The sequence below is a fragment of the Mesorhizobium sp. M7A.F.Ca.CA.002.09.1.1 genome (genome assembly GCF_003998555.1).
Classification (GTDB): Bacteria; Pseudomonadota; Alphaproteobacteria; order Rhizobiales; family Rhizobiaceae; genus Mesorhizobium; species Mesorhizobium ciceri.
In genome coordinates this window covers 1-1,545 of sequence record NZ_RZRR01001108.1, presented here as the reverse complement: position 1 = coordinate 1,545, position 1,545 = coordinate 1, and the positions used below count along the sequence as shown (strand labels likewise).

3 protein-coding genes are annotated in these 1,545 nt (G+C 63.4%); 1 reads left to right on the top strand and 2 read right to left on the bottom strand.

Features of this window, described 5'->3' with window-relative positions:
* Positions 1 to 307: VOC family protein (locus tag EN994_RS30740; protein WP_127308113.1), on the bottom strand; the 307-nt coding region annotated here is incomplete at its 3' end.
* Between the two features lies 1 nt (position 308).
* Positions 309 to 656, bottom strand: a complete 348-nt coding sequence (gene erpA, locus EN994_RS30735) for an iron-sulfur cluster insertion protein ErpA (protein WP_013531288.1) — start codon at positions 654 to 656, stop codon at positions 309 to 311.
* Between the two features lie 90 nt (positions 657 to 746).
* On the opposite strand from erpA, the gene EN994_RS30730 reads away from it, so the two are divergent.
* The coding region (locus EN994_RS30730; RefSeq protein WP_127308112.1) for a deoxyguanosinetriphosphate triphosphohydrolase at positions 747 to 1,545 on the top strand (799 nt) is incomplete at its 3' end.

Sequence of the window (1,545 nt, the reverse complement as noted above, 5' to 3'; positions counted from 1 at the left end):
CCGCTGGACCGAACTGGCCGTCCGTGTCGCGATGGACAAGCGTTGGCGGCGCGGTGAAAGGCACGCCGGCGGCAGCAGCCGAGGCATGGAACTGATCAAGGCCCGATATGTCGAGATAGACGGTTCCGGCCGGTACGCCGTCGGTGAACAGCAGCCTGATTTCTCCGGCCATGATGAAGGCGATGCCCGGCGGATCGAAGCGTGCATGGACAGCCATGCCCAGCACGTCGCGCCAGAAAGCCAGCGTCACGTCGAGGTCACGGCCAGCCGACAGCGCGATCTGACGGACCGCACCGATGGCAGGCATTCTATATGGAGAAACTCGTGCCGCAGCCGCAGGAGGCGACGGCGTTCGGATTGCGGATCTGGAACGACTGGCCCATCAGATCGTCGACGAAATCGATCACAGATCCGCCCATATAGACCAGCGACAAATCGTCGATCAGCACCGTGGCTCCGTCCTTCTCGATGGCTACGTCGTCGTCGTTGCGCGTATCGACCAGATCGAACTTGTAGGAAAAGCCCGAGCAGCCGCCGCCTTCGACCGAAACGCGCAGCGCCGTCTTGCCGGCTTCGTTCGAGACAATCCTGGCGATCCGCTTGGCGGCGGCCTCGGTCATATCGACTTTCATGGCAGTCTTGGCATCAGCGCCCATGGGCGTCACCTTGCTTTCGGTTTCACATGATAGGTATGAAGCGCGAGGGGCCAAGTCAACCTGGCTAAGTCAAACGCGGCAGCATCAGCCATGACCAGTGAGTTGGGCGACATCGGATTCGGCTATCGGCCACGCGCCGCCTATGCCTGCGATCCGGCAAACTCGCGCGGGCGGCTGTTCGACGAGGTGGAGAGCCCGACCCGCACGCCATTCCAGCGGGACCGTGACCGCATCATCCATTCGACGGCCTTCCGGCGGCTGAAGCACAAGACGCAGGTCTTCATCGCCCATGAAGGCGACCACTATCGCACCCGGCTGACCCATTCGATCGAAGTGGCGCAGATAGCGCGCGCCCTGGCACGGGCGCTGCGCGGCGACGAGGATCTGGCCGAGGCGGTGGCGCTGGTGCATGATTTCGGCCACACGCCCTTCGGCCACACCGGCGAGGACGCGCTCAACGAGAAGATGGCCGTCTGGGGCGGCTTCGACCACAACGCACAATCGCTGCGCATCGTGACAAGGCTGGAGGCGCGCTACGCCGAGTTCGACGGGCTCAACCTGACCTGGGAAACGCTGGAAGGCCTGGTCAAGCACAATGGGCCGCTGACGGATGCCAACGGCAAGGGTCTGAAAGGGCCGGTGCCACAGGCGATCCGTGATTATTCGCAACTGCACGATCTCGAACTCGACCGGTTCGCCGGCATCGAGGCGCAATGCGCGGCGATCGCCGACGATATCGCCTACAACACGCATGACATCGACGACGGGTTGAGGGCAGGGCTCTTGACGCTGGACATGCTGGAGACGGTTTCGCTGCCGGGAACGATCCTGAAAGGCGTGCGCGAACGCTATCCTTCCCTCGATGCCGTGCGCACCGGCCACGAACCTG

Bases quoted from the DNA above. Each gene is read 5' to 3' on its own strand.
- erpA (WP_013531288.1), bottom strand. From the start codon at position 656: ATGGGCGCTGATGCCAAGACTGCCATGAAAGTCGATATGACCGAGGCC.